At 63.3% G+C, this 21,239-nt stretch carries 20 protein-coding genes, 1 tRNA gene and 1 pseudogene; 17 read left to right on the top strand and 5 right to left on the bottom strand.

The features are described 5' to 3' along the window. The first annotated feature begins 35 nt into the window (after positions 1 to 35). The 12 genes from QOU61_RS19775 (at position 36) to QOU61_RS19720 (ending at position 12,673) form a co-directional block, all read left to right on the top strand. The gene (locus QOU61_RS19775; RefSeq protein ID WP_289652877.1) at positions 36 to 797 is read left to right on the top strand and encodes an SIR2 family NAD-dependent protein deacylase; all 762 of its coding nucleotides are present in this window, start codon (positions 36 to 38) and stop codon (positions 795 to 797) included. Between the two features lie 194 nt (positions 798 to 991). Further along, complete coding sequence (locus QOU61_RS19770; RefSeq protein ID WP_289652876.1) at positions 992 to 1,651, top strand: cold-shock protein; 660 nt, start codon at positions 992 to 994, stop codon at positions 1,649 to 1,651. Between the two features lie 102 nt (positions 1,652 to 1,753). Continuing rightward, a complete protein-coding gene (locus QOU61_RS19765) occupies positions 1,754 to 2,236 on the top strand; it encodes a DUF192 domain-containing protein (RefSeq protein WP_289652875.1) in 483 nt (160 codons plus the stop codon). Between the two features lie 87 nt (positions 2,237 to 2,323). Further along, positions 2,324 to 2,400 (top strand) — tRNA-Pro (locus tag QOU61_RS19760). Positions 2,401 to 2,658: 258 nt separating this feature from the next. Further along, positions 2,659 to 4,878 carry a carboxypeptidase-like regulatory domain-containing protein gene (locus QOU61_RS19755; RefSeq protein ID WP_289652874.1) on the top strand — a complete coding sequence of 740 codons (2,220 nt, stop codon included), beginning with the start codon at positions 2,659 to 2,661 and terminating at the stop codon, positions 4,876 to 4,878. Between the two features lie 295 nt (positions 4,879 to 5,173). Beyond that, entirely contained in the window at positions 5,174 to 8,488 is a 3,315-nt protein-coding gene (locus tag QOU61_RS19750; protein WP_289652873.1) for an AAA family ATPase, read from the top strand. A 543-nt stretch (positions 8,489 to 9,031) separates the two neighbouring features. Continuing rightward, positions 9,032 to 10,180 carry a tetratricopeptide repeat protein gene (locus QOU61_RS19745; RefSeq protein ID WP_289652872.1) on the top strand — a complete coding sequence of 383 codons (1,149 nt, stop codon included), beginning with the start codon at positions 9,032 to 9,034 and terminating at the stop codon, positions 10,178 to 10,180. Further along, positions 10,153 to 11,283 carry a tetratricopeptide repeat protein gene (locus tag QOU61_RS19740; protein WP_289652871.1) on the top strand — a complete coding sequence of 377 codons (1,131 nt, stop codon included), beginning with the start codon at positions 10,153 to 10,155 and terminating at the stop codon, positions 11,281 to 11,283. The genes QOU61_RS19745 and QOU61_RS19740 overlap by 28 nt, the downstream gene beginning before the upstream one ends. Before the next feature lie 70 nt (positions 11,284 to 11,353). Continuing rightward, positions 11,354 to 11,560 (top strand): hypothetical protein, encoded by a 207-nt coding sequence (locus QOU61_RS19735; RefSeq protein ID WP_289652870.1) that lies wholly within the window; start codon positions 11,354 to 11,356, stop codon positions 11,558 to 11,560. Positions 11,561 to 11,846: 286 nt separating this feature from the next. Further along, the gene (locus QOU61_RS19730) at positions 11,847 to 12,053 is read left to right on the top strand and encodes a hypothetical protein (RefSeq protein ID WP_289652869.1); all 207 of its coding nucleotides are present in this window, start codon (positions 11,847 to 11,849) and stop codon (positions 12,051 to 12,053) included. A gap of 76 nt (positions 12,054 to 12,129) precedes the next feature. Beyond that, complete coding sequence (locus tag QOU61_RS19725; protein ID WP_289652868.1) at positions 12,130 to 12,330, top strand: hypothetical protein; 201 nt, start codon at positions 12,130 to 12,132, stop codon at positions 12,328 to 12,330. Between the two features lie 88 nt (positions 12,331 to 12,418). Next, positions 12,419 to 12,673 carry a hypothetical protein gene (locus QOU61_RS19720; protein WP_289652867.1) on the top strand — a complete coding sequence of 85 codons (255 nt, stop codon included), beginning with the start codon at positions 12,419 to 12,421 and terminating at the stop codon, positions 12,671 to 12,673. 129 nt (positions 12,674 to 12,802) lie between these two features. On the opposite strand, the gene QOU61_RS19715 is transcribed toward QOU61_RS19720, so the two are convergent. After that, positions 12,803 to 13,354, bottom strand: coding sequence for an MgtC/SapB family protein (locus tag QOU61_RS19715; protein WP_354142458.1), 552 nt, complete (start codon positions 13,352 to 13,354; stop codon positions 12,803 to 12,805). Positions 13,355 to 13,505: 151 nt separating this feature from the next. Continuing rightward, complete coding sequence (locus QOU61_RS19710; RefSeq protein WP_289652866.1) at positions 13,506 to 14,078, bottom strand: phosphatase PAP2 family protein; 573 nt, start codon at positions 14,076 to 14,078, stop codon at positions 13,506 to 13,508. Between the two features lie 109 nt (positions 14,079 to 14,187). On the opposite strand from QOU61_RS19710, the pseudogene QOU61_RS19705 reads away from it, so the two are divergent. After that, a pseudogene (locus tag QOU61_RS19705) lies at positions 14,188 to 14,717 on the top strand (DUF4142 domain-containing protein). A 75-nt stretch (positions 14,718 to 14,792) separates the two neighbouring features. Here QOU61_RS19705 and QOU61_RS19700 read toward each other — a convergent pair. Continuing rightward, on the bottom strand, positions 14,793 to 15,074 hold the full coding sequence (locus QOU61_RS19700) for a hypothetical protein (RefSeq protein ID WP_289652865.1): 282 nt from the start codon (positions 15,072 to 15,074) through the stop codon (positions 14,793 to 14,795). Here QOU61_RS19700 and QOU61_RS19695 point away from each other — a divergent pair. The 3 genes from QOU61_RS19695 (at position 15,073) to QOU61_RS19685 (ending at position 16,507) form a co-directional block, all read left to right on the top strand. Further along, complete coding sequence (locus tag QOU61_RS19695) at positions 15,073 to 15,669, top strand: hypothetical protein (RefSeq protein WP_289662302.1); 597 nt, start codon at positions 15,073 to 15,075, stop codon at positions 15,667 to 15,669. The genes QOU61_RS19700 and QOU61_RS19695 overlap by 2 nt on opposite strands. Next, positions 15,629 to 15,991, top strand: coding sequence for a PRC-barrel domain-containing protein (locus tag QOU61_RS19690; protein ID WP_289652864.1), 363 nt, complete (start codon positions 15,629 to 15,631; stop codon positions 15,989 to 15,991). Before QOU61_RS19695 ends, QOU61_RS19690 begins: the two co-directional genes overlap by 41 nt. Before the next feature lie 312 nt (positions 15,992 to 16,303). Beyond that, positions 16,304 to 16,507, top strand: a complete 204-nt coding sequence (locus QOU61_RS19685; RefSeq protein WP_289661619.1) for a hypothetical protein — start codon at positions 16,304 to 16,306, stop codon at positions 16,505 to 16,507. Between the two features lie 9 nt (positions 16,508 to 16,516). On the opposite strand, the gene QOU61_RS19680 is transcribed toward QOU61_RS19685, so the two are convergent. Both QOU61_RS19680 and QOU61_RS19675 read right to left on the bottom strand, forming a co-directional pair. Beyond that, positions 16,517 to 17,986, bottom strand: coding sequence for a SagB/ThcOx family dehydrogenase (locus QOU61_RS19680; protein ID WP_289652863.1), 1,470 nt, complete (start codon positions 17,984 to 17,986; stop codon positions 16,517 to 16,519). A 161-nt stretch (positions 17,987 to 18,147) separates the two neighbouring features. Further along, positions 18,148 to 20,430, bottom strand: a complete 2,283-nt coding sequence (locus QOU61_RS19675) for a TOMM precursor leader peptide-binding protein (RefSeq protein ID WP_289652862.1) — start codon at positions 20,428 to 20,430, stop codon at positions 18,148 to 18,150. A gap of 164 nt (positions 20,431 to 20,594) precedes the next feature. Here QOU61_RS19675 and QOU61_RS19670 point away from each other — a divergent pair, with 164 nt between their 5' ends. Further along, positions 20,595 to 20,978 carry a hypothetical protein gene (locus QOU61_RS19670; RefSeq protein WP_289652861.1) on the top strand — a complete coding sequence of 128 codons (384 nt, stop codon included), beginning with the start codon at positions 20,595 to 20,597 and terminating at the stop codon, positions 20,976 to 20,978. Positions 20,979 to 21,239 lie beyond the last annotated feature (261 nt).

Here is a 21,239-nt window from a genome sequence, read left to right as displayed (position 1 = left end):
ATCGTTAGCACGGCCCCTTTTTTGGATGATTGCCAATGATCGCGTCCGATCTCAGCACCGGCGTCGAACAGCTCGGCGAGATGATCGCGGCAGCGCGCTCCATCGTACCGTTCACCGGCGCCGGCATCTCGACCGAGTGCGGCATTCCCGATTTCCGCTCTCCCGGGGGCTTGTGGACGCGCAACCGGCCGATTCCGTTTGACGAGTTCGTCGCGAGCCGGGAGGCCCGCGACGAATCCTGGCGTCGGCGATTTGCGATGGAGCCGACCTTTGCCGCCGCGAAACCCGGCCGCGGACACCGCGCGCTGGCGTCGCTCTATCGGTCCGGCAAGATTCCCGCCGTCATCACCCAGAACATCGACAATCTGCATCAGGCGTCAGGCTTCGCCGCCGAACATGTCGTCGAGCTCCACGGCAATACCACCTATGCGCGCTGCATCGGCTGCGGTCAGGCCTACGATCTCGCCTGGGTGAAGCAGCGCTTCGAGCAGGACGGCGGCGCACCCGACTGCACCATGTGCGAAGAGCCGGTGAAGACCGCGACCATTTCGTTCGGCCAGGCGATGCCCGAAGTTGCAATGCAGCGCGCCAGCGAACTGGCGCAGCGTTGCGATCTCTTCCTCGCCATCGGCTCCTCGCTGGTGGTGTGGCCCGCAGCGGGCTTTCCGATGATGGCCAGGAACAACGGCGCCAGGCTCGTCATCATCAACAACGAGCCGACCGATCAGGACGACATGGCCGATCTCGTGATCCGCCACGACATCGGCGAGACGCTCGGACCGTTCGTCGGGAACTGATGCCGGGTTGATTCGAAGCTGTGCAAGACTGTTCATAGGTTCCGGCGAATCCGTTTTTTATCTATGCGCCGGAAGCGGGAGTGTTATCTTTTGATTCGAAAGATTCGCGCGTTGCCATCATGAGCGGCTCATGGATGGCCGGCCCCGAAAGCTGGGACGAAGGGCCGCAGGAAATTGTGTGAGGGTCCGGGGTTATGGGGTCGGACGGATTTGAGTCCAAGAAGCTCGGGGGTCCCCCTGGTGGGAGCGGGCAGAACCGGCTTGGAGCTGGCGAGTACCCGAGCAAGCCACGTGATCCCGCCATCGAGGCATTTTCCGGTCTCGGCGACGCAGCCGCCAACCTCGTCGAAATCTCCGGCGTTATCAAATGGTTCGATGCCTCGAAGGGATACGGCTTCATCGTCCCTGACAATGGCTGGCCGGACGTGCTGCTGCACGTCACGGTGCTGCGTCGCGACGGCTATCAGACCGCTTATGAGGGCGCACGGCTCGTCTGCGAATGCGTGCAGCGCGCCAAGGGCTATCAGGCCTTCCGCATCCTCTCGATGGATGAATCGACCGCGATCCACCCGGCGCAGATGCTGCCGCCGCGGACCCACGTCACGGTCACCCCGACCAGCGGGCTGGAGCGGGCGCAGGTCAAGTGGTTCAACCGGCTCCGTGGCTTCGGCTTCCTGACCATGGGCGAGGGCACCCCTGACATTTTCGTCCACATGGAGACCCTGCGCCGGTTCGGCATGACCGAACTGCGCCCCGGCCAGTACGTGCTGGTGCGGTTCGGGCCGGGCTCGAAGGGGATGATGGCCGCCGAAATCCATCCCGAGACCGGCTCGCCGGCCCTGTCTTCACACTAAAGTGGACGCCACGGGGCGATCGAGGCACGACGTGCCTCTCGCCTTTGCCATGATCGTTGGGCTAAGGTCGGTTCCGAAGAACCCGATCCTGTCTTTTTGGTAATGATTTCCCATCGACATCAGTCTCTCGGCCTGCGTGGCTGGCTCGCCGCTCTGGCGCTCGTAGCGCTTTGTGCAATCGCGAATGGTGCCGCGCGCGCGGCCAGTCTCGAGCCGCTGGAGATCGTCACCAAGTCCGGTGTGCAGGTCTTCTCCGTCGAGGTGGCCCGAACCGAGGAAGAGAAGACTACCGGCTTGATGTACCGCAAGGAGCTTGCGGACGGCAAAGGCATGCTGTTCGACTTCTCGCCCGAGCAGCAGGTCTCGATGTGGATGAAGAACACCTACATCTCGCTCGACATGATCTTCATCCGCGCCGACGGTCGGATCCTGCGGATCGCGGAAAACACCGAGCCGATGTCGACCAGGATCATCCCCTCGAACGGGCTGGCGAAGGGCGTGCTCGAGGTGGCCGCCGGCACGGCGCAGAAATATGGCATCAGGCCCGGCGACCGCGTCGCCCACCCGCTGTTCAACAGCCACTGAGCGGTTTTAGGGCGTCCCGGCCTTGGGCTGCTCCTGCCGCCTTGATGGGCAGAGCAGGGGCGTGTTATCGACGGGGCATTATCGGATCGGGGTATAGCGCAGCCTGGTAGCGCGGCAGTTTTGGGTACTGCAGGTCGTTGGTTCGAATCCAGCTGCCCCGACCAAAACCTATACATTTTCATTGTCTTGGAAGGGCGATCGGAGGTCGCTCCCCAGCTCCTCCCTTCGGAGCCCGGCACCGTGCCAGCTGGTCGAAAAAAGTATGGCTGCGGACGAACACGACGGTTCCTCGAAAGAGAGCCTGATCGTAGATTTGCTCTTCGAAGCCTTGATGGATGGGTCTTCTGCCGGCGCTGCGGGCACTAGACAGGGAAGGTACGTCGCCGATTTCACGCAACTAAAGCCATAGGGAGGGGAGAGAAATGACTCTGCCGGTCAAAAGGGCGCACGGGCGCTTTTTGCTAGTCGCGCTGTGCGGCCTCGTCCCACTGCTGCCGATCGCCTCTGCTGCCCTGTCTACTGCCTTGGCGCAATCCAGCGGAGCCTCGCAGTCGAGCGGGCAAGTCTCGATCGGATCCACCGACATCGGTGGCGTGGTGACGAGCACGACGGGACCTGAAGCAGGCGTCTGGGTGATCGCGGAGACGACGGATCTTCCGACCAGGTACGCCAAGATCGTTGTCACCGATGACGCGGGCCGCTACGTCATCCCGGATCTCCCCAAAGCGAAATACAAGGTGTGGGTTCGCGGCTACGGGCTCGTTGATTCAGCTCACGTCGATGCTGAGCCCGGCCAGCAATTGGCGCTGAAAGCCGTCGTGGCGCCGACCCCCGCCGACGCCGCGAAATACTATCCCGGCATGTACTGGTATTCGATGCTGAAGATCCCTGCGGCCGATCAGTTTCCGGGTACGGGCGACAATGGCAATCACATCCCGACGTTCATGAAGAACCAGGGCAACTGGATTGATCTCGTCAAGAACACCTGCCAGTCGTGTCACGCACTCGGCAGCGAGAACTTGCGCTCGCCCCATGTGAAGGAATTGGGAGAGTTCAAGAACTCGACCGAGATGTGGACGCGGCGCATCCAGTCCGGACAGGCGATGACGCGCATGGCCAGCGGCATTGCCCGCATCGGACCCGACCTCGGCCTGTCACTGTTCGCCGATTGGACCGACCGGATCGCCAAGGGCGAATTGCCGTCGGCCAAGCCGCAGCGGCCTACCGGCGTGGAACGCAACATAGTGGTCACGCTGTGGGACTGGGCGTCGCCCACGCACTACATGCACGACGCCATTTCGACCGACAAACGCAACCCGCGCGTCAACGCCAACGGCTTCATTTATGGCTCGCCGGAAGAATCGACGGATCTCGTTCCTGTCCTCGATCCCGTCAACAACAAGACCTGGAATGTCGAGCACCCGTTCATGCCCGGCACGCCGTCGGTGGTCGACGATCCCCTGGGCACATCGGCTTTCTGGGGCGACACGCCGATCTGGGACGGCCACACCTCAAACCACAATCTGATCATCGACGACGCCAACCGCGTCTGGTTTGCCGCGCGCGTCCGCGCCCACGCCAATCCCGACTGGTGCAAGGCCGGCGGCGATCATCCCTCGGCCAAGGTCGCGCCGCTCAACGAGTCGGTACGGCATCTCTCGCTCTATGATCCCCAGACAAAGAAGTTCGAGCTGATCCCGACCTGCTTCACCACGCAGCACCTCTATTTCGGACACGACGCCAACAACACATTGTGGACGAGTGCAGGCGGCGCGGGTTTTCCTGCGGTCGGCTGGCTCAACACCAGGAAATATCTGGAGACGCACGACGCCAAGGCTTCGCAGGGGTGGGCGCCACTCATTGTCGACGTCCCCGGCTGGGGCAAGCGCGGTGAATACGTGGAGATCGGCCAGCCGGTCGATCTGACCAAGCAAAAGCGCGTCGTCGCCGGCTGGTATGGCGTGCAGGCAAGCCCCATCGACGACACCATCTGGGGGCAGTCGATGGACAGCGGCTTTTCCAACCTGGATCAGCCGGGCTACCTGGTGCACTTCATTCCAGGCGCCGACCCGGCTAACACCGCTCTTGCCGAGCTCTTCCAGCCACCGCCGGGAACCTGGGGACCGCGCGGCCTCGATCTCGACACCAAGGGTGTCGCCTGGACCGCGTTGTCGAGCGGACATTTGGCGAGCTTCGATCGTTCAAAGTGCAAGGCGGCTCTGACCGGAGCGACGGCCGTGACCGGCGAGCAGTGCTATGAAGGCTGGACGCTCTACCGCTTCCCCGGCCCGCAGTTTGAAGGTGTTGACAACAAAGGCAGCGCCAATCATGCCTATTACGTGTGGGTCGATCGCTTCAACACCTTCGGCCTCGGCGAGAACGTGCCGCTCGCCATGACCAATGGCGGCGAGGCGATCACCGCGCTCGTCGACGGCAAGATGCTCCAGTTCCACGTGCCCTATCCGGCGGCCTTCTTCACCAAGAATGTCGACGGCCGCGTCGACGATCCCAACGCGGGCTGGAAAGGCCGTGCGCTGTGGACGACATCGGGCACGCGTGCCGTGTTCCACGCCGAAAACGGCAAGTCCGAACAGCCACGCGTCTACAAGCTGCAGCTGCGTCCCGATCCATTGGCGCATTGAGAGGTCGCGCCCGTTCGCCACAACGGCAGACAAACATTCGACTTCGGCGAACCGCCCCGGAGCAGGGGGCTTTTGATTTGCCACGCCGTCGGCGGGCTGACGCGAAGCGGACTTGATGCGCTGGATGACGCTTTTTCGGCTCATGACACAAATCGGTCATTCGCGGAGCCACTAGTGTCCCGGACCCGAAGTTCGCATCATTTTGCGGCAGGGCTCGTTTGCGAACTTCGGGGCCACCACACTAGACACCCGGTTTTAACTCGGCGATCATCGCCGATATAGATTGGATGCTATTATGGACGTCGGGACGTGGCTGCGCGGTCTCGGCCTGGGTCAGTACGAAACCGCTTTCCGTGACAGCGACATCGACGCGGGCGTTCTGACGGAACTGACCGATCAGCATCTTAGAGACTTAGGTATTTCACTCGGGCACAGATTGAAAATCCTGCGCGCGATCCGCGAGCTTGCGGCCGCAGAGCCGAAGCCGCAAGACGCGGCCGATCGACGTCAGCTGACCGTGATGTTCTGCGATCTCGTGGATTCGACGGCGCTGACGGCAGGGCTCGATCCGGAGGACGTGAGCGATCTGATCCGCGCCTTCCGGGGCGCCGTCGTGGCGTCGGTGACGCGCTACGATGGCCATATCGCCAGGTGGATGGGGGACGGAGCGACCGTCTACTTTGGCTATCCCCGCGCACACGAAGACGACGCCGAACGTGCAGCGCGCGCGAGCCTCGCATTGCTCGAAGCCGTCGCAAGGCTTCGGCACGATCGCGGTATCGCGCTGGAAGTCCGCGTCGGCATTTCGACCGGGTTGGTCATTGTGGGTGAACTCATCGGCGAGGGCGAGGCGCGTGAGCGAGGCGTGATCGGGGAAACGCCGAATCTCGCCGCGCGATTGCAGGCGCTGGCCGAGCCAGGCAGCGTGCTGATTTCTGAATCGACGCGACGGTTGCTCGGCAAGTCGTTCGAGCTGAAGGCCCACGGGCTGCAGCAGCTAAAGGGTTTCAAGGCGCCGGTTCCGGCCTGGTCGGTCGTGCGCGAAATGGAGAACGTCAGCCGGTTCGAGGCGTCGCGTTCGGGGACGATGACCCCCTTCGTTGGCCGCGAGCAGGAGATCGCGCTGCTCATGGACTGCTGGCGCGAGGCCACCAAGGGTAACGGCCAAGTCGCGCTGCTGTCGGGTGAAGCTGGAATCGGGAAGTCCCGCATTTTGGCGGCAGTGCGCGAGCGCATCGGTGACGAGCGACACCTCACGCTGCGCTATCAGTGCTCGGCGCATCACATCAACGACGCGTTCTTTCCCGTCATCGGTCAGATCTGGCGCGCGGCCGGTTTCGTTAGCGGTGAGCCAGCCGACGCCCGGCTGCAAAAACTGGAGACCATGATCGCCAGCGTCGGCCTCGAAAGCAGTGAAATCGCACCCTACCTCGCATTGCCGCTGTCGATCCCGACCGAAGGACGCTATCCGCCGCTCGAAATGGCTCCCGCCGAGGTGAAAGAGCGGACAATCGCCGCGATGATCGCACTGGTGGATGAATTGGCGAAAGCGGTGCCGCTGCTGATGCTGGTTGAGGACGTGCATTGGATTGACCCCACGTCGCTCGATCTCGTCGGCCGGATGGTCGAAAAGGCGCAACATCTCCCCCTGTTGGTGGTCATGACGTTTCGGCCGGAGTTCACCCCACCCTGGGTCGGACGTGGGCATGTCGCCATGCTCTCGCTCAACCGGTTCTCGCGAGGCGAGGCCGTAACGATGATTGACCGGATCACATCAGGAAGGATGCTGCCTGCCGAAGTGCTCGATCAGATCCTGGCGAAGACCGACGGCGTTCCGCTCTTCATGGAGGAGTTGACCAAGAGCGTCGTCGAGTCCGGCCTCCTGCGTGAAGACAAGGGTGCCTACGTGCTGGCTGCCGCGCTGACGCCGCTGGCGATACCTTCGACCTTGCACGATTCATTGACCGCACGGCTGGATCGCCTTTCCCCGATCAGGGAGATCGCTCAAATCGCGGCGGCAATCGGACGCGAGTTCTCGCGGAGCCTGTTGGAAGCGGTATCGCCGATCAGAGGGCAGCTGCTGGACGATGCCCTGCGCCAGCTCGTGGAATCGGAGCTGATCTATCAGCGCCAGGCGCCGCCCAAGGCAAGTTATATCTTCAAACATGCCCTGGTGCAGGATGCGGCCTATGGCTCGCTGTTGCGTAGCCGGCGGCAGCGCATTCATGCCGATATCGCCCAGGCACTGGAGCAAGGCATCGAAGGCGAGGAGTGCCCGCCCGCCGTTATCGCTCATCATTTCGACGAGGCAGGTCTCGCCAAATTGGCCGCGGGCTATTGGCTGGCAGCGTCGGAACTGGCGCTATCGCAATCGGCCCCGACGGAAGCCGAACGTGACGCCAGCTCTGGCTTGGCGTTGATCCCGCGGGTGGCCGAGACACCGGAACGCGATGCTCTCGAACTCGGCCTGCTGGTAGCCCGCGCCAATGCACTGGTCCCCCTCAAGAGCATTTCCGCGCCAGAGACATTCGCGGCCTTTACTGCCGCAAAACGGTTGCTGGACAAGGGCGTCGGTACTGATTTGCAGCGCGGCTCCGTGCTGTTCGGCCTTTGCTCGGCCACCACGCTGAGGGCGCAAATGCCAGCGGCCCTCGACCTGGCCCGCCAGATTACCGAAGTCGCCGAACGGCAGGACGATCCCACCTACCAGCTCGTCGCTTACCGCATGCTCGGCACCAATCAGTACTATGCCGGGCAGAACCGTGAGGCGCTCAGGAGCCTGCAGAAGGGCAGGAAATACCGCGACCCGCGCAAGCAAAGAGTCCTTAGCTATCGGTTCGGATGGGATCCCAGTCTTGCTGTTCTCTGTTTCGAGGTGTTGGTGCGGCTATCGCTCGGCCTTCTCGACAGCGCAGCCAAAATCAGTCAGCGGGTTCGAACCGAGGTCTCGGACCACCGGCATGCCACCACGGTCGCATCGGTTGAATTTTGCGCCGGCACCTGGCCCAAGGCCGTGTTGGCCGATTTTGAAGCCTTGGAACGCGATAGCGCTCAGCTCGCCGCTTATTGCACTGACAACAAGGTGGAGCAGATCCGCCTGTTGGCTACCTTCCATCGCGCCTATGCCCACGCCATGCGTGAGCCGACCAAGGAAAACGTTGCGGCCCAGCGCGCCGCGCTGAACGCGGTGCGGTCTGCAGGCGGCTTTATCGGCAGTTCCCTCCTCATATCCAACCTCGCCGAGGTATCGCTGGCGGCGGGAGATTTCGCCAGAGCCGAAGCGGACCTGAACGACGGATTCGCCTTCGTCGAGCAATCTGGCGAGCGCTACTGGCTTGCCGATTTGCACCGCTTGAGCGGACAGCTCGCGCTCAAGCGGCGAGATCCGGATTGGCAGGGCGCCGAATCCTGCTTCGTGAAAGCGATCGAGATTGCCCGAGATCAGGAAGCGCGCTTGCTTGAATTGCGCGCTGCGACCGATCTCGCCCGGCTGTGGCGCAACGCAAAGCCAGATAGCGATTCCGGCGCGCTGCTGACGCCGATCCTTGCCACGATCGAGGGCGGCGAGCAAACGCGCGACGTGAGCTCTGCGCGCGCCTTGCTCGCATAGCCGTTTTGACTGATCGGGGTTTTGGAAGGGGCTATTTTACCCCCGCGCTGACGATGTGAAACCAGTCAGCGGGCAGCACTGACCTCGCGAATGCGCTGACCGGCGTACGGCTCAGTCAGCTCTCAAGCCCATATTTCCTAAACATTTAAGTATCGGATTAGTCCAGCCGTCAGTTTTCTGATGCACGTTGCTGCCGTCTTGAAAGTGCACGCAGATGGTCAGCCGAAACATCGCAAGAATTGTCGCCGCGCTGGCGTGTCTCGGGAGCGCCGGCGATGTGTCACTTGCTGGGGCGATTGGCGATATGGGCGCCGAGAGCCTTGTTCTCGGTAGCCGCTCGTGCGGGGCGGAGATGAGGACCGGCTTCAGCCCGAAGCCGAGCACTTGCAGCGTCCGAAGTTCATGCGCAACGTTCTTCGCCGCCGCTGCAAGTGCGAGGGCAGGGCAGCACAATATGTGCCCCCGACTGACCTCATTCACTTTTGTCTCGTCCTTCCTTCAGCCGGCCCAGCAATGATTGGACGCGTGCTTTCGAGCTTGCTGATGATGGTTGTCATCGCGGGTTTTTCGGGCGCTGGCCTTGAGGTGACCGCTGCGAGTGATGAATGTTCGCTTTCGCAAGTCGAGACCCGTCCAGAGGCAGCGATCGAACCGTGCTCGAAAATCATCGCGGACAAGGCAACCTCGCCTGCCGATCGCGGATATGCCTTGTACATCCGCGGCAGAGCTTATCACAACACCAAGTGCTTTGATCTCGCCGGGAGGGATTACGACGCCGCAATCCCGTTGACGCCAACCAATGAGGAGCTGTTTGTATCCCGCGCCAACATCGCTTTTCGCGCGAAGCGCTATCAGGAGGGCGTGTCGTTTCTGCAGGACGCCCTGGCGCTGAACCCGTCCAATGGCCACGCGCTGAGGACCCTCGGGGCGCTTAACGGGGATATGGGCAATCTGGACGAGGCAGAGCGCTACTACGCGATGGCGCTGACGTCCGACCCAAACGATGCCTATGCCCTGTTCTTCCGGAGCAAGAACAACGCAAAACGCCGGCAGTTTGACGAGGCGCTGAAAGATGCCGACGCTCTGGTCGCCATCGCTCCTGATGCCATCAACCGTCAGGGGTTTCTCGATGGAAGAGGCGACCATGTGGATTTCCATATCCTGGCGCTGAAGAACCGTGCGGACATCTATGATGCGCTGGGCCGGCCTGATCGCGCCGAACAGGACCTCAATGCCGCTGTAACGTATAGCCGTTCACCAGCTTCACTGTCGGCTCGCGGGGTGTTCCTCGCCGGCAAGCCCGGCCGGGAAAAGGAAGCGCTCGCCGACCTGGGTGAAGCGATCGCGCTTGGCTCGGTCGATACTGATACGTTTTATGCGAAGGGCGTCCTGCACGCGCAACTCAACCAAATGGATGAAGCCCTGGCGGTATTCGATCGGGTCCTGGCGATTTATCCCGATTTCGCTGGCGGCTTGCATATGCGCGCCAGAATCCATCGCGAACTGGATCAAACCGAGCTCGCTGTCACGGATATGGCACATGCCGTGACGATCAGCAGATCAATGCTGGAGGCAACCATGCCGGCCCTGCGCAATGCCGGATATTGGCGATCGGATGACGACCCGTCCGCCCTGACCCCCGCTTTCGAAGACGCGATCCGGGCATGCATGATCGACAAGCGCTGCAACTAGGCCGAAAAATGCTGGTCGGAATCCGCCGTCATTGCGTTGCCGTTGCCGTCCTGACCGCGGACCTGCTGGTCACGCCCTGCTTTGCATCCGATCCTTTGGGGACTGCCGGCCCTATCCGTTCGTTCGGAAGCGGATCATGCAATGTCAGCTATGCAGCCCGGATGAGAGGCGAATGTGATCCGCCGGCGATCGCTTCAACTCTGCCGCCCGGACGCCGCTCGCAAGAGCGTGTCGAACGAGCCCGGCTGTTGATTTCCGTTCTGCGGGTTGACCAGGCTGTCAATGAGCTGGATACGGCGATTGCCGAGGATCCGCTCAATGGCTCTGCGCTTGTCTTGCGCGCTCGTTTAAAAATGCCCGGCAGGCTCGACGAGGCCGAAAGGGACGTCAATCGCGCGCTTCAGATCGATCCGGCGAATTCCAACGCATTGGCCACGCGGGCTTTCATTGTTCCGGGCGAGAAAAATTCGCTCGGGCTTCGCGACGCCACCAGGGCGCTGGATATCGATCCAAAGAACGCAGACGCACTTTGGATCCGCTCCACGATCTTCGTTCGCATGGGCAGGCTCGACGCCGCGGAGCGCGACCTCGATTCCGCGCTCGAACTCGAGCCCGATGAACCCAGAACCTTGCTGTCGCGTGCGGAGATTCGCATGCGCGTCGGCAAGACCGAAGACGCCGGGCGTGACGCAACTGCGGTGCTTGCCCTGCGTCGTTTCGACAAAGGCGCCCTCCAGATCCGGGCAGTCGTTCACGCACGCTCCGGCGATTATGCCGGCGCGCTGGATGATCTGAATGTCGTTCTCGGGAAACCGGCAGATCGATCCGGTGTCGCTCCGATCCGACCGGACCTAGTCAATCTGTATGTTCAGCGCGCGCTTGCACTAGCCCGAACCGGGAAACCTGTGGAAGCAAAGCAGGACTTGGATGCGATCGTCACGGTCGGAGGTGTTCGCGCCATTTTGCAGATGCAGCTTTATCTGCGAAGCCACGGATTTCCCGACGTAAATCTCGATGGCAAGCGGTCAGATCAGCTCGATGAAGCGCTTCAGGCTTGCTTTATCAACGATGCATGTGGTCGCGGCATTACGATCAGGGGCTAGCCGTGCAATCGAAGCGCTGACGGCGCGAGCAGCGCCGGGAACCAAAGGCGTGTGACCGTATTGTGCGATTATGGCGGTCATCATCGACATCCTGGAAAAGCCGATCGCTCGCATCCGCGAGACCTGCGAGATGGTCGGCGCGATCGAGAAGTTCGACCGCGCGCTGCCCGATCTCGAGACCTATCTCGAGGAGGAGGTCGCCAGGGGCGAGACCAGCGAAACCCGGCTGACCTATGACGGGCTGTGCTTCCTGCAGCAGGTCTTTACAAAATCCTGAAGCGTCGGAGCCGCCACGACCACGGCGGGAACGATGCCGGGTGCTGCCGATTGACCTGGAGGCCTTCAGGGCCAGGATCATCGGAGAGGTGAGGGAGGGCCATCACGTCAAGCGTAGGGCGGTGTGAGGCTTTTCCGCCTGCTCATCGCGGGTGCTGGTTCCTCCGTCCATTGGGGAAGAACAATCGTTCGATGAGCGGGTTCCTCGCCGACGGGAACGCCGCCGGGCCGCAACCGTTGACCTCAGCGGATGTCGAACGATCCGCTGGCGGCTGCAGGAGGTTAACATGGGACTAGCGCAATATGCGGTGGTGGCCGTCCGGAACGAATGGGGCGTGCTGCACGACGGCGATATCAAGGGCACCTATGCGACCAAGGAGTCGGCCTTCGAGTCCGCAGCGGCGGCGGCGTCGCTGGCGATCCGCCAGGGCCACGAGGTCCATCTCAGCGTGCCCGGCCACGACCGGGGCCGGGTCGATTCCGGGCCGCCATGAAATTCCCGCAAGTGTAACCTGGCTAACAGTTCCGGCGCCGAAAGCAGGCCAGAATCGGCCGAGAAGGAGAGCGCCGATGCTGGATCCCGAAACCGCCGCGTTGTTGCGTGCCGTGCTGGACGAGCTTTGCGAGAACGTCCCGCGGCTCGAAACCTCGACCCGGGCGCATGTGGCTTCCAAGATCCTGGAAGCTGCGACCAGGAGGGAGTGGACGGTCGAGGATTTGAAGGCGGCGGGCCGTCAGGCGTTGGAGGGCAAGCCGACGATGTGGCGCTAGCGGGCGAGGGCCTCCGGCGAATTTCTCCCGATAGGAACCCTGCTCAGCCAACCCGGTTGATCGTGGACTTCAACGCCAGGAGACCACGATGAAGAAAATCCTGTTCGCATCCGTCTGCATTGTCGCGCTGTCGACCGCCGGCGCCTTCGCCCAGTCGCAACCCGCGCCGGGCGCATCGAGCGAAGGCAATGTCGGCCCCGGTGCCACCCGCAACACGCCCGGCGCCGTTCACAACACCAAGAAGGGCATGACCACCGGCTCGAGCGCGACGACGACCCGTCGCCATTCCGGTGCCATGGCCCATCCTTCCGGTGACAGCAACATGGAGAAGCAATCCCGCTGATCGCGTCGTCGATGCGATCGATCAAGGCCGCCGTCCCGGGGGCGGCCTTGATCTATTGAATGCGAACGTGTTGAGAGCGACGGATGAGCGGGGAAACGCCGTCAGTGTGCGGCCCGCCGGTCGGTTTGATCAGGCGTCGGTTGTCAGCTCGAATGCTTTGACCGGAAAGCGGCGGTCGATCGCGCGCAGCAGCTCAAGCGGTGGGCTGGTGAGTTCCGGGCGTCTCCAGCCAAGTTCAAATGTAAAGTCGGAACTGTCGGAACCGGGCTGGCGACGCTGCTCCTGAAAACGCATGCGATAGCCCATCGCCTGCGCCAGCCGGGGCAATTCTTCCATGACCTCCCAGTGCGTGCCGCTCGTGACCGCGAGCCGCGCGCGATGCTCGCGCGGCATGACGAAGTCGACCCATTTCAGCGCCCGCAGCGTCGGCACGGCGAGCACGGTCGCGACGCTGCCGAGCAGCAATTGCCCGCCGCCAAGACACAGCCCGATCACCGTCATCAGCCACAGGGTCGCGGCCGTGGTGACGCCGGTGACGAGATCGCCTTTGCGCAGGATCGCACCGCCGCCGATGAAGCCGACACCGGTGAGGATGCCGAGCGGCAGCCGCATCATGTCCATGACCGCGAAGGACTCCGCCGTCTTGCCGCTGACGGGCAGCAGGATGTTGATCTGGATCATGGCGACCGCTGCGGCGAGACCGACCAGGATGGTCGTCCTGAATCCGGCGGCATGGCCCCGGCCAGCATCGTGAGCGCAAGGCGGATCGCGATATCCGTCCATGTGGGGTGGAGGGGCATGTCCATAGGCGTGACCTTGCAGGACCGAGCGATCAGCTGCCTTGGGACGGTCGCCCATAGCCGGTCAGGCGCCGCAACGCGCGCTCGGCCAGGGCCCCGATCGCAAGGCCGGCCAGGACGTCGGTCGTCCAGTGCGCGAGCAACACGATCCGGGTGGCCACGAGACCCGCGCCCGCGAGCCAGACCAGGTTCCGTTGCCGCGGCGGCAGTTCCGATGCCGCCGAAGCCAGCGCCCCGATATGAACCGCGTGACCGGACGGAAAGGCATCCATCTCCCGGCCGGAGAACGGTATGCCCCGCCAGTGTCCGCGGACGGTCAGTCGGTCGGGCCGGCGCTGATCGAATGCGGCCTTGAGCAGGTGCGGCAGCGCGGAGGCGACGAGCGTCGTCAGGAGCACGTGGTCGGCGGTGCGCCGGGCCCGCCGACGCTGCTCGCTTGCGCGCGTCCAGATCCAGAAGGTGATCGTCAGTGCGCACAGCACGTGCTCGTCGCCACCCCAGGTGACGGCCTCGGCGGTTTCCTCCGCGGGTGGATTGGTGTGGGCCGCAATGTAGTTCGCAATCGCGATGTCGGCCGCCGTCGGGTGAATCGTCATCAATGCCATGCGCGACAACGGCGGTTTCGGGTCGGAGTTCCGCGCCCGGCAGTCGCCGGGACAGGAACAATGCAGGAGGCTCGATGCTTTGTAGCAGGTGACGATTTTGGAGATTCACATGAAGAGTTCGGCCATCGCGATCGCCGTCCTGGCGATCGTCGCGTCAGCACCGGCATCGGCGCAGTCAGTCGGAGAGAAAACCGGCGTCAATTCCGCGCTCGGCATCAGTCCAACGACACAGGATTTCGTCAGGGAAGCCGCGACCAGCGACATGCTGGAAATCGCGGCCGCGAAGCTCGCGGAAGAGAAGGGCAATGCGGAGGAAAAGAAGTTCGCCGGGCAGATGGTGACCGACCACACCAAGACGACGTCGGACTTGAAGGGCCTGGTGAGCAGTGGCGACGTGAAGGCCGAGATTCCGTCGGCGCTCGACAGCTCCGCGCAGAAGAAGCTCGACAAGCTGCGTGACGCAAAGCCTGCGGATTTCGCCAGCGAATATGATCCGATGCAGGTCAGCGCCCACAGGGATGCCGTCTCCCTGTTCGAGCGCTATGCGACAATGCCAAGCTGAAGGACTGGGCCGGCAAGACGTTGCCAACCCTGAAGCATCATCTCGAGATGGCCGAAAATCTCAGCAAACGGGACTGACGCGTGCCAACGGAGCCGGAGGCAGGCAGGCCCGGCCTCCACGCGGCTTGCCCGATCGAGGCGGATATTGGCGAACTATTTGCTGGCGACCGTGGCGACCTTGATCAGCGCGCGCTGTCCTGCGGCCGTCAGGTCGCTCAGCGTGGTTCTGCCACTGGTTGCGCATTTGATGATCTGCTTGGCGACGCGCTTGCGGACCACGTGCTCCTCGCCATGCGGCACCTTCTCGCAGACGCGGTCCAGTGCGACATTCATGTTGGCAAACGTACGGGAGTCGAACTTACCGGCGATCATTTCCTCCCCCATTTTATTCATATTGCTGCGTCTATCGCTCCCTGTTCGAAGCTCGACGATCATGCAGGGCCAGCGACCCGCAAAGGTCAAGTGCATTTTCAGTCTGCTCGGCTTTTTTAATCAAGGCATCCCGTTCGCCGCCGGGTGGCAGGCAATTGGCCGCTTCACGGGCCTTGTCAGCGAAGCGCTGCAGGCGGACTTCGAACGCGTCGCTCGGGTGGGAGCGGTTCCGTTTCTTGCGAGGTTCCTCCATTTGAACTCCATTCAACTCGATCTCGGTAAGTACCGTATATCGACAACTCCCGAGCGTGCCTTGAGTTGGCTGGAACCGCGCCGTTCGCTTTCTGTTGACCGTGCAAGGGAGAGAGCGATGAAGCATTCCGATCACGGCATTCTCAAGAACACGAACGGCGAAGATCAACCGGCGGACAAGGCGCGGGCGCAGACGGCGCATCATACAGGGCCCGACAAGTCGGTTTCGCATGAGGCGACAGGCAACCCCCATCTGGACGATGCGGGCCGGACGCCGACGCCGGGTTCCGCGCACCGCGCGCCCAAGCAGGAACCGGCGCCTGGTCCGGCGGTTGGCTCCGCGTCATCACATGAGGAGAAGTCGAATGATGATGGACGAAAAGGAAACCGTCAATCTCATAGGTAGCGACAAGGTCGAAGGCACAGCCGTGTTTGGCGCCGACGACAGCAAGATCGGTTCGATCGAGCGGGTCATGATCGACAAGGTATCGGGGAGGGTTTCTTACGCGGTGCTCGGCTTCGGCGGCATCCTCGGCCTCGGCAACGACCACTACCCGCTGCCATGGCAATCATTGAAGTACGAGACCCGTCTCGGCGGCTACGTCACTGGATTGACCGAGCAGCAGCTTCGCGGCGCGCCGAAATACGCTGACGAGCGCGAATGGAATTGGAGCGACGCGCAAGGCAACCGCGCGCTCAACGCCTATTACGGCGTGCCGATCGCCTGATCGCGCGAGACGGGATCAGCGAAGAGACCAGGGAGCGGTCGGCAGCGCGCCGCGACGTGTCAGCGCTTGCGGGCCTTCGTTTCTCGCGGGAAGGACCGGTTTGCAACTCCGGGAGCGGCCTCGGCTCAAAATGCCGGGGCCGTTGGCCTCCCGGCATGTTTCTGCGTCAGCACGTCCGGGCCAGCTGTTGACGGCGCCCCGTGATACCGGCACAATCCTTGCTTTCGCATTGCAGTTTTATTACCGCAGGCTGGTTTTCAGGAGGCTCATTTGAAGCTGTTCCTTCGTTTTATCGTGCTTTCGTTGCCGCTCATGACGCCGGCTTTGGCGCAGAAGCTGGTCGATCCCTCACACGTCGCCCCGGAATATCGTGAGGCTGCCGAAAAACGGCGAGCCGAGCAGCTCAGGCAACTCGAATGCGCGCGCAAGGCCGACGCCGACAAGGTGATGCCGCGCGAGCGCACGTCCTATCTGCTGCACTGTCTCGAGATGGCCGCGAGCGCCAAGGCGGACTGAGACCTGACGCTAAGTCGGCGGCGCGCCGCGGCCGAGCGCGAACTGGCCGACCGGGCCTTCGACGTGAAACGGGATGCCGGTCGCTTTCACGAACAGCTCGATATTGCTGGCGCCGATGGCACAGCCGCCAAGTCCCATGTCGGCGGCAGCCATGTAGAGCGCGTGCGTCAGCACGCCGACATCTTTCAGGATCAGCGAATAGGCGATAGCGCGGTACTTCCAGGATATCCGCTCGAAGCGCGCGGCGATCGTGACCAGGATCTGCGGCGGGGCAGCCGCGTCCATCGCGAACTGCGCGCTTTGCAGCATCGCCTCCAGGACATCCGGCCGCGCCTCGATCGCGACCAGCGCATGCTGATCGGCATCGTAGTGATAGAAGCCACGTGCGAGGCCCTCGCACTGGACGACCGTCAGATAAAGCTCGAGCTCATAGGCGCTGCCGGCGGACGGATAAGGGCGGGTAGTGAAGTCGACCTCCGGCCCACCGCCCTCGAAATCGAGCGCGGCAGTCCATTTCGACTGCACGCGCGCGGTGCGGGCGAGCAGCTCGCCGAGCTCGGCGAGCGTGATCGGCCGCGCATCGTCGAAATCGCGGATCGACTCGCGCGCGTGCACGAGCCGGGCATAGGCTGAACTCGGCTCCGCTTCCGCATCCGGAATTCCGCCGAGAGCGATCTTCTTGCCGGGCCATGACGGCCGGACCGCCGGCGGCGGCCTGATGAGGTCGGCAAATGAGTAGACGCCACCGAGTGGATTGGCCTGCCGGCCCTCGGTCGAGTGGGTGTGAAACAGCAAGTCGTGGAAATCCCAGAGTACGAGGTGCGGGTCGCCTTCGCTGGTGCGGCGCCCGTCGTCGCCGCCGGCGTCGAGCTTCAACAGCATGCCTGCATCGAGCAGCAGCGCGAGCAGCGCGTCGCCAGGAAAGTCCTTGCGCCGCCGCACCTCCCTGACTTTCTGCGGCACGGCGAGCGCGGCGAGGAACCCCGCGATCGCGGGATCGCCGATCCGAAACAGCGCGCCGGCGCGCGGCGATTCCAGCACCATGTCGTGGCCGCGCCGGCGCAGATACGCAAAGCGCGACAGTGCGACCGTGTCGGAAAGGCCGAGCTTCGGCAATTTCGGCCAGTAGTCCGGCCCCTGCGGCTCGATGGCGACGAGATCGCCGCCGCGCGCGCGCCGCAGCCCATATTCGACGAGGCCGCGGCGCGCCAGCCGCTGCGCCAGGACGCCGATCTCCTTGCCGGCCGCGCTTCGCGACTTCGACAGCTCGGAAAGCGGAATGCCCGACCGCAGCGCCGCGGCGCGCTTTGCCGCCGCGGTGCTGAACCGGCCGAGCTCCTCGCGAAAGCCCTCGACGCTCACGGCGATGTTGCCGTCGACATCGCCTTCGAGCGTGACGCGGTCGTTCAGGCGAACGGAAAGAGTGGGGCGCGCGGTTGCTCGCTTCCTAGTGGAGCGGATTTGACGTTCGCTACCCATTCGCCGCGTCTCCTTCATGCGAACGTCAAACCCACAGCTCCACTAGCATCCACAATTTGCTGGTGGTCCTTTGATTCCAACATTTGCCAAAGTGCCTCCGAAAGGGGAAGCGAATGTTGGAATCGGACCACCAGGTCCAGCGCGCAAGGCGGCGATCTCCCTCAGGTGTGGGGAAGGAAGGGCGTAAGCTCGCTTTCCTGCAATGGGCGATCGAGCAGGCCGAGCTTGACCGGCACGTCATAGAGCCGGCCGGGGCCGAAGCGCTGATAGAAGTGACGCAGGCCGGGCACGAGGACGCGCGCGACCGGCACGCCGACATCGGGGCGGGTCTGGTCGAGCACGATGAAGTCATGGCCGGCGCGGCGGGCGACCTCGACGCAGGCATCGACCTGCTCGCGCGCGCTGTCGAGCGGGACATTCATGCCGAGTGCGGGCCTCGCAACCGTGCCGCTTGCCGGCAGCAGGAACGGGTAGTTCTCCAGCCGCAACGGCGTGACCCCGTCGAGGCTCGACTTGTCGCCGCTGCCGCCGCCCATCAGGCCGATCGACAGGAATTGCGACAGCTCGGTCAGCGACCGCAGCAGCGCGATGCGACGATCGAAATGCGCGCCGGAGCCGAATTCGATATTCTCCCTGCCGTCCTTCGTCCAGTGCATGATCGCGACGTAGGTGGGTATGCCGAGATCCAAGGTGACGTCGAGCACCCAGAGCTTGCGACCGGCATCCGCGAACTGCGCCTTGACGTCGCGGACATAGAAGTCGTCGAACGTGTCGAGATCGACCTCGGCACAGCGCAGGCGGTTGTACCACCAGATCGCATAGGCATCGCGTTCGACGAGCTCGAGAAAGCCCTGCACGATGGCTTCCGCTAGCGTGTTGCCGGCGGCGCAGCCGTTGGAGTCGGTGTGGAAATCCCGATAGAAGAAATAGAGCAGCCCGGTCGGCAGATGGACGAAGCGCTTGTCGCGCAGCGACCAGGCCGGAGACCACTCGGTCTTCGCGGAGGGATCGAGCGGATCGGGGGCGGGGTGCGAGCCGTCCGCCGGGTGAGAGTGCCGGTTGCGGAACTGCCCCTCGCTGAAGAGCTGGACGTCGTTGGGAAGGATCGCTTCGCCCGGCGCGAAGTCAGTGAAGCGCCGCGTCACCCTGATCTCGTCGCCCTGGAAGATTCCGGAATAGCGCTCGATCGCCTCCATCAGCGCGCTGGCCTCGGCCTGCTCGGCGGTCGAGCCCTTGCCGAAGCTGCCGCCGCTCAATCCCGACCGAAGCTGATCGATGCTCGTGGCGGGCGCCGAAAAATTATGCTGCGCGAAGTAATTCGTGTTCATCGGCAGGTCGGCCTCGATACGCTCGAGCCGGGTCACCACGCCGGTGAGCGGGCTGACATGCTTGCGGAAGCGCGAGACGGTGGTGCGCGATGACACCGAGCGGTAGCCGCCACTCGTCATGATCAGTTTGGAGCCGGGGCCGATTTCGATCGGCTGCGGCGCTCGGCGCGGATTCTGCAGCTTCTTGCTGCCGCAGGTCAGGCATTGCGGGCGATGCGCCACATAGTGCTTGGCGATCGTGGCACCCATCAAGTCGAAGCTTGCGATGTGATCGCGCAGATCGGTGCGGAATCCGGACGCGATCGCCTTGGCGATTTCGACCGCGGCGAACTGGATCGCGGTTTGTCCGAGCGTGTTGCGGGCAAGCGGTGAGACGGCAACGGCTTCGGCTGGGCCGCGCGCAAGAAAGCCCTTGATCTCGCGGTTGCGGATCATGCGGTCGAACAGGCAGGTCCAGCAGGCGGTTTCTCCCGGACTGAACAGCGGACCGACCAGTGGGAAGACGCCGGAGGGTTGCGCGAGCAGCCAGCGCGTTTTGCTCGATACCCGCTGGGTGTTCAAATCGGCGAGCTGGTGTTCCAGATAGTCGTTGACCAGCGTCACGGTCAGGTCGGGCGCGCGCTTGACGATATTGACGCCGAGGTCCTTCAGCGCCGCCGTCAACTGCGCCGCGCCCTTCACGTCGATCGATTCGACGAGCACGCGGCAATCGCCCAGATTGCGCTCGGCTACTTCAGGCGGCAGACCGAGGCTTGCCCAATAGCCCGCGACGGTGCCGTCGGTAGAGGGAAGTGCCGAAACGACGTAATGGCGCTCGATCAGCCGCCTGAGCGCTTCTTCGACCTTGTCGGCGGGAAATTTCCGTGACAGCTCGCGCACGATTTCCGCCACGGTTCGGCCGCCCTTGCCGATGGCCGCGGCGAGCGCACAGTAAAGCGTGCCATGGAGGAAGAACTTTCGATCCTCGGAGTAAAGGCAGACGCTCTCGGGCGGCACCAGATAGGCGGTAAAATTCGGCGCGAACTGCAGCACATCCTTGGCCGCGCGCCGCGCGGTGCTGCGCGGTTTGGCTGGCTTACCGTTGTTTCGCGGCTTGCTCTTGCGCTGGCTAGTCATGGCCTCGGCACATGCTGTCAGTTACTCCGGATTGCCGCGCAGGTCGGACAGTGCGGCCAAGATCCCCGCACGCGCGCTAGCACTTTTCGAAAAGCTTGGGAATAGGTCGTGGGCCATGCACGGCGGTCGCAGCGCAGCCTGTTGCATCGGAATGCAGACATGCAATGGCCGGGTCGACGATGTCGAGCCCGGCCATCCCGATTTTCGTTCGCCAGTATGTCAGCAATCTGCCGCCGTTAGCACAAACGGCAGGCGCCCCACGAGAGGCAGCAGCCGCCCACACCGCAGCCACAACCGCCACAGCCGCCGCAGCCGCCACAGCGGCAACCGCGACAACCACGGCAACCGCCGCAACCACGGCAACCGCCGCAACCGCGCCAGGCGACCTGCACGCCACCGGCGTTTTCCTTGTCGAACAGATGAAAGGTCGCCAGGCTGACATCGGCGATTTCTTCTTCGCCGAGCGTCAGCGCCTGCGTCGGCGCAAGGTTCGTGGTGTGTTGTCCATCGTCTGTCGGAATAGCCGACGCAGATGCGCCCCCGGCTAGTGAGAAAGTCAAACCGGCGGCCCCTAGCGCCGGCATGGCGGCCTTGGTCACACGCTTCGCCTTCGAAGCTTGCTTCACCCTTGCCATAGTCGCATCCTCCATACCTTGAAAGGTGAGTTTCGAGTCCAGAGCAAAAACAACTCTACGCTCGGCAGATCAGTGGTGCAAGCATGCTCCTCCACACGATCATGCGACGCGATGTTCAGACTATATTCATCTTGATGAACGCGTTCATCATCGTCGCGGATGCGCAGCCGCTTG

It is taken from the genome of Bradyrhizobium sp. NP1 (assembly GCF_030378205.1).
Taxonomy (GTDB): domain Bacteria; phylum Pseudomonadota; class Alphaproteobacteria; order Rhizobiales; family Xanthobacteraceae; genus Bradyrhizobium.
The sequence above is the reverse complement of the archived record's forward strand: the minus strand, read 5'-3'. Positions and strand labels throughout refer to the sequence as shown.

Coding starts and splice junctions, on each gene's coding strand:
- QOU61_RS19690 (WP_289652864.1), top strand. CDS start 15,629: ATGATGATGGACGAAAAGGAAACCGTCAATCTCATAGGTAGCGACAAG.
- QOU61_RS19720 (WP_289652867.1), top strand. CDS start 12,419: ATGAAGAAAATCCTGTTCGCATCCGTCTGCATTGTCGCGCTGTCGACC.
- QOU61_RS19685 (WP_289661619.1), top strand. CDS start 16,304: ATGACGCCGGCTTTGGCGCAGAAGCTGGTCGATCCCTCACACGTCGCC.
- QOU61_RS19680 (WP_289652863.1), bottom strand. CDS start 17,986: ATGGGTAGCGAACGTCAAATCCGCTCCACTAGGAAGCGAGCAACCGCG.
- QOU61_RS19765 (WP_289652875.1), top strand. CDS start 1,754: ATGATTTCCCATCGACATCAGTCTCTCGGCCTGCGTGGCTGGCTCGCC.
- QOU61_RS19750 (WP_289652873.1), top strand. CDS start 5,174: ATGGACGTCGGGACGTGGCTGCGCGGTCTCGGCCTGGGTCAGTACGAA.
- QOU61_RS19700 (WP_289652865.1), bottom strand. CDS start 15,074: ATGATCGTCGAGCTTCGAACAGGGAGCGATAGACGCAGCAATATGAAT.
- QOU61_RS19735 (WP_289652870.1), top strand. CDS start 11,354: ATGGCGGTCATCATCGACATCCTGGAAAAGCCGATCGCTCGCATCCGC.
- QOU61_RS19710 (WP_289652866.1), bottom strand. CDS start 14,078: ATGGCATTGATGACGATTCACCCGACGGCGGCCGACATCGCGATTGCG.
- QOU61_RS19675 (WP_289652862.1), bottom strand. CDS start 20,430: ATGACTAGCCAGCGCAAGAGCAAGCCGCGAAACAACGGTAAGCCAGCC.
- QOU61_RS19730 (WP_289652869.1), top strand. CDS start 11,847: ATGGGACTAGCGCAATATGCGGTGGTGGCCGTCCGGAACGAATGGGGC.
- QOU61_RS19755 (WP_289652874.1), top strand. CDS start 2,659: ATGACTCTGCCGGTCAAAAGGGCGCACGGGCGCTTTTTGCTAGTCGCG.
- QOU61_RS19740 (WP_289652871.1), top strand. CDS start 10,153: ATGCATGATCGACAAGCGCTGCAACTAGGCCGAAAAATGCTGGTCGGA.
- QOU61_RS19770 (WP_289652876.1), top strand. CDS start 992: ATGGGGTCGGACGGATTTGAGTCCAAGAAGCTCGGGGGTCCCCCTGGT.
- QOU61_RS19745 (WP_289652872.1), top strand. CDS start 9,032: ATGATGGTTGTCATCGCGGGTTTTTCGGGCGCTGGCCTTGAGGTGACC.
- QOU61_RS19695 (WP_289662302.1), top strand. CDS start 15,073: ATGCAGGGCCAGCGACCCGCAAAGGTCAAGTGCATTTTCAGTCTGCTC.
- QOU61_RS19775 (WP_289652877.1), top strand. CDS start 36: ATGATCGCGTCCGATCTCAGCACCGGCGTCGAACAGCTCGGCGAGATG.
- QOU61_RS19670 (WP_289652861.1), top strand. CDS start 20,595: ATGGCCGGGTCGACGATGTCGAGCCCGGCCATCCCGATTTTCGTTCGC.
- QOU61_RS19715 (WP_354142458.1), bottom strand. CDS start 13,354: ATGATCCAGATCAACATCCTGCTGCCCGTCAGCGGCAAGACGGCGGAG.
- QOU61_RS19725 (WP_289652868.1), top strand. CDS start 12,130: ATGCTGGATCCCGAAACCGCCGCGTTGTTGCGTGCCGTGCTGGACGAG.